Origin of the sequence: Saccharomonospora iraqiensis subsp. iraqiensis (assembly GCF_000430445.1) — a bacterium.
In the GTDB taxonomy this organism is placed as follows: domain Bacteria; phylum Actinomycetota; class Actinomycetes; order Mycobacteriales; family Pseudonocardiaceae; genus Saccharomonospora; species Saccharomonospora iraqiensis.
The window spans coordinates 46,002-50,301 of the sequence record NZ_KE387129.1 but is presented as its reverse complement, the minus strand read 5'-3'; the positions used below and the strand labels follow the sequence as shown (position 1 = coordinate 50,301).

The following is a 4,300-nucleotide window of genomic DNA, read 5'->3' as shown; positions in this document are numbered from 1 at the left end:
CCGGCGGAGGCCCGGCCGGGTACGGGTCGAGTGGGCCGCCACCGGCCGGCGGGCCGCCGCCCGGCAACGTCGAGGGGTGGATCCGCGAGGCCATCGACGTCCTCCGCGCGAACGGTGTCCCCGTCACCGAGGACAACATCGACGAGATCTGGACGATCATCGAGAAGGAGTCGGGCGGCGATCCGCACGCGCTCAACGACTGGGACTCGAACGCGGCCAAAGGCACGCCGTCCAAGGGGCTGATGCAGTGCATCGACCCGACCTTCCAGGCGCACGCCCTGCCCGGGCACGGCGACATCTGGGACCCGGTCGACAACATCATCGCCGGGGTGCGCTACACCTTCGACCGCTACGGCGGCTTCGACGGCCACCCGGGCCTCGCCTCGATGGCCCAGGGCGGCGGCTACCAGGGGTACTGACGCCGCCGCCGCACGCACGCACGTCCCGTGGTGCCGTGAAGGCCCCCTTCCCCGCGTCCGGCGCCGCGAGGGACTCCTTCGCCGCGTCCCGTGCCGGGAAGGGGGCCTTCACGGCACCTCCTCCGGCCACCACTACGGTGCGCTGAGTTCACGCACTGTTCACGAGAGGGTGGGGCGGGTGACGCAGGAGACACTGGACGGGGCCGGATCGTCGGAAAGCGCGCGGGACGTGGTGCCGGACGCCGCCACGTCGACGGAGGGGAAGCCGCACGCGGTGTCCCTGCGGGCGGTCGGGTACGCGCTGCTCGGGGTGACGGTGCTGCTCAACGTCGTGAGCATGGCCGTGCCCGCGTTGATCGATCACCCGCTGACCACGAACCGTGGGGAGATCCAGAACTATCTGGACGTCTTCGTCGAGGGCAACCTCCCCACCTGGTGGAGCACCGGGCTGCTGGTCGTCGGTGCGGTGCTGTACGGGGTGGTCGCGTCCGTCGCGTGGACATTCTCGCGGCGGGACGCCTGGGCATGGACGTGTGGTGCCGTCCTGCTCGGCCTGATGTCGCTGGACGACCACACGCAGCTGCACGAGCGGCTCGACCGGATCGGGCGTGCGGTGGCCACCTTCGACGGGTTCCCGTTCTACTGGCTGATCCCGGGCATCCTCGCCGGCGCCGTGGTCGCCGCGGGCATGGTGTACCTGGGGTCGCGTCTGCGGGGACGCACCCGCGCGGGCGTGCTCGGTGGCTGCGCCCTGCTGCTGTGGTCCGCGCTCGGGATGGAGGCGGTCCAGGGGTTGTGGATCGCCGCGGGCGAGAGCGGCCCGCTGTACGTGCTCACCTACCACGCCGAGGAGCTCGGCGAGAACCTCGGCGTGCTGCTGATGGCGGCCGCCGCGGTGTGGGCGTTGCGGATCGAACGGCGGGACGGTGCGACCGTGCTGCGCTACCGCGGCGCCGCCGGGCGGTGACACGGGCCCGCGGTGCCGCCGGGTGGTGACACGGGCCGCCGGGTGGTGACACCGGGGCCGCCGGCCGGTGTCCGCGACCTAGAGTGAGGCGCATGGTCGAACCCGTGTCCTTCCCCGGGCCCGCGGCGCGGGCCGACGTGGCGCCGTTCCACGTCATGGAGGTGCTCTCCGCCGCGCAACAGCGGCAGCGCAGTCACGGCGACGTGCTCGCGTTGTGCGCGGGCCAGCCGACGGCGGGGGCACCGCGCCCCGTCCTCGACGCCGCCGAGCGTGCGCTGCGCGGCGGGGACCTCGGCTACACGGCGCAGCTGGGTATCCCCGAGCTGCGGGAGGCCGTCGCGGGGCACTACGTCGAAAGCTACGGCCTCGACGTCGCGCCGGACGACGTGATCGTCACGACGGGGTCGTCGGGCGGGTTCCTGCTGGCGTTCCTGGCGGCGTTCGACGTGGGCAGCCGGGTGGCGATGGCCCGGCCGGGTTATCCGGCCTACCGGAACCTGCTCGCCGCGCTCGGGTGCGAGGTGGTCGAGTTCGACACGGACGCCTCGACACGTTTCCAGCCGACCGTCGCGCATCTCGACCGGCTCGGCGACCTCGACGGCGTGGTGGTCGCCAGCCCCGGTAACCCGACCGGCACGGTGCTGCCTCCGGAGGAACTGGCCGCGCTCGCGCACTGGTGCGCCGACCGGGGTGTGCAGCTGATCAGCGACGAGATCTACCACGGGATCTCCTACGGGGCCACGACCGCGTGCGCGTGGAGCAGTTCCCGCGAGGCCGTGGTGCTGGGCTCGTTCTCGAAGTACTTCGGGATGACGGGCTGGCGGTTGGGCTGGATGCTGACCCCGCGCAGGCTGCACCGCTCGGTGGACGTGCTGACCGGCAACCTCAACATCTGCGCCCCGGCCCCGGCGCAGAAGGCCGCGGTCGCCGCGTTCACCCCGGAGTCCCGCGCCGAACTGGACGCCAACGTGGCCGCCTACCGGCGCAACCGCGACATTCTGCTGGACGGGTTGCACGGGATGGGCTTCGGCCGGGTGGCACCCGTGGACGGCGCCTTCTACGCCTACGCCGACGTCTCCGCGCACACCGACGACAGCCTGGCCTGGTGCCGGCGTGTGCTGGACGAGACGGGTGTGGCGATCACGCCGGGCATCGACTTCGACCCGGTGCACGGCCACCGGTTCGTCCGGTTGTCCTTCGCCAATGCGGAGTCCGAGATCACCGAGGCGGTGCGCAGGCTCGGCGCCTGGTTGCACGGCACGTGACCCGGAGAACCACCGGGTGGGTCCCCGATTTCTCCCCGAGGTCGGGCGGTACTGCGGCGTGCACGCCCCCGCCCGTGTCAAGCTGGAGCAGGGGCGGACCCGAACCGGTGGAGGAATTGCGATGTTCTGGAAGATCGTCGGCGGCCTGCTGCTGGCCTGGGTGGGATTCATGGTGCTCGGCTGGGTGGTCGGGTTCCTGATCGAAGCGGTGTTCTGGATCGCCGTCATCGCGGGCGGGGTCTTCCTCGGCGCCGCCGCCTACGGCGCGATCAAGAACAAGGACAAGAAGCAGATCCGCTCCTGACCACCCGGCCGGGTGGTGCCGTGAAGGGCACATTCCCTGCGTCGGCGGCAGTGAGGGGCACTTTCGCTGCGTCACATGCAGGGAAAGTGCCCCTCACGGCACTACGCCGGGTGAACAGGACCGGATCAGGGACAGTGCGTCGGTGGTGGTGCCCGGCCAGAGGTGGGCGTTGAGGCCCGCCCTGCGGGCGGCGTGGACGTTGAGCTCGCGGTCGTCGACGAAGAGGCACTCCCCGCCGTCGGTGCCGAGGCGGTCGAGCAACAGGGCGAAGATCTCCGGGTCGGGTTTGGCCGAGCCGGTCTCGGCCGAGAACAGCACCTCGGAGAAGGAGCGCAGCCACGGCTGCCGCCGGGTGTGCGCGGCGAACGACGCGGGGGCGTTCGAGAGCAGGGCGAGCCGGTGCCCGTCCCGCTCCAGGGTCGCCAGCAGGTCCGGCGTCCCCGGGGCGAGCCGGGACCAGCCCGCGATGTCGGTGCGGGTCAGCCGCGCGATCGTGGCCGCGTCCACCTCGGTCCCGACCGTGTCGGCCACCGCCTGCCAGTAGGCGTGGTCCGTGGCACCCCGGTCGTAGGCCTCGCGGTGCGCCCAGTAGGCGGGTTCGAACTCCGCCTGCGGCACCCCGAGCAGCCCGGCCAGCTCGGGCAGCGCCGCGGTGCGTTCACTGAGTACCTCGCCGTAGTCGAAGACCACCCAGGACAAACCGGTCCCCCTCGTCGTCGGCATGCTCAGCCGGTCAGTGTCAGCCGGTCAGTGTGCGGATGCGGCGCAGTGCCTCGTCCACGTCGGCGGTCGAGAGGTCGCGGTGCAGCATGAACCGCGCCCTGCCCGCCATCGGCAGCACCCGGATGCCCAGTCCCTCCAGTGCGTCCAGGGTCGCCCGGAGGTCGGAGCGGGTGGCGAGCACGATGTTGGTCCGTGGTTCGACCACGTCCCAGCCCAGCTCCCGCAGCCCGGTGGCGAGCCGGGTCGCCTTCTCGTGGTCGGCGGCGAGGTCGCCGATCCGGTCGAGCGCGATCAGCGCCGCCGCGGCGAGGACACCGCCCTGGCGGACCCCACCACCGAGCATGTGCCGCATCCTGCGGGCCTCGGTGACGAACTCTTCGCTCCCGGCCACGACCGAGCCCACGGGCGCGCCGAGCCCCTTGCTGAAACAGGCGGACACGGTGTCCACCCCGACCGTCAACGCCGCGGGCGGGACGCCCAGCGCGGTCGCCGCGTTCCAGAGGCGGGCACCGTCCAGATGCACCCGCAGACCCGCGTCCGAGGCGGCGGCCACGAGGCGCGCGTGCTCGTCGGGCGGGGTCACCGCACCGCCCGCGGCGTTGTGCGTGTTCTCCAGGCTCAG

6 protein-coding genes are annotated in these 4,300 nt (G+C 72.4%); 4 read left to right on the top strand and 2 right to left on the bottom strand.

The genetic code is table 11. The annotated features are described in order from the left end of the window. From ACTIR_RS24430 to ACTIR_RS0119300, 4 genes are all read left to right on the top strand, one after another. Nucleotides 1–419: transglycosylase SLT domain-containing protein (locus ACTIR_RS24430; RefSeq protein ID WP_034241079.1), on the top strand; the 419-nt coding region annotated here is incomplete at its 5' end. A 178-nt stretch (nt 420–597) separates the two neighbouring features. Then, nucleotides 598–1,386, top strand: coding sequence for a hypothetical protein (locus ACTIR_RS0119310; protein ID WP_026455504.1), 789 nt, complete (start codon nt 598–600; stop codon nt 1,384–1,386). Nucleotides 1,387–1,478: 92 nt separating this feature from the next. Next, the gene (locus ACTIR_RS0119305; protein WP_026455503.1) at nt 1,479–2,651 is read left to right on the top strand and encodes an aminotransferase class I/II-fold pyridoxal phosphate-dependent enzyme; all 1,173 of its coding nucleotides are present in this window, start codon (nt 1,479–1,481) and stop codon (nt 2,649–2,651) included. Nucleotides 2,652–2,772: 121 nt separating this feature from the next. Then, nucleotides 2,773–2,955 carry a hypothetical protein gene (locus tag ACTIR_RS0119300; RefSeq protein ID WP_026455502.1) on the top strand — a complete coding sequence of 61 codons (183 nt, stop codon included), beginning with the start codon at nt 2,773–2,775 and terminating at the stop codon, nt 2,953–2,955. Nucleotides 2,956–3,048: 93 nt separating this feature from the next. Here the strand turns inward: ACTIR_RS0119300 and ACTIR_RS0119295 are convergent, their stop codons facing one another. Continuing rightward, complete coding sequence (locus ACTIR_RS0119295) at nt 3,049–3,678, bottom strand: HAD family hydrolase (RefSeq protein ID WP_026455501.1); 630 nt, start codon at nt 3,676–3,678, stop codon at nt 3,049–3,051. 16 nt (nt 3,679–3,694) lie between these two features. Continuing rightward, on the bottom strand, nt 3,695–4,300 hold a 606-nt coding region (locus ACTIR_RS0119290), incomplete at its 5' end, for a threonine aldolase family protein (RefSeq protein WP_026455500.1).

What these genes read in the sequence shown, in the direction of transcription:
- ACTIR_RS0119295 (WP_026455501.1), bottom strand. Translation starts at nt 3,678, where the DNA reads ATGCCGACGACGAGGGGGACCGGTTTGTCCTGGGTGGTCTTCGACTAC.
- ACTIR_RS0119300 (WP_026455502.1), top strand. Translation starts at nt 2,773, where the DNA reads ATGTTCTGGAAGATCGTCGGCGGCCTGCTGCTGGCCTGGGTGGGATTC.
- ACTIR_RS0119305 (WP_026455503.1), top strand. Translation starts at nt 1,479, where the DNA reads ATGGTCGAACCCGTGTCCTTCCCCGGGCCCGCGGCGCGGGCCGACGTG.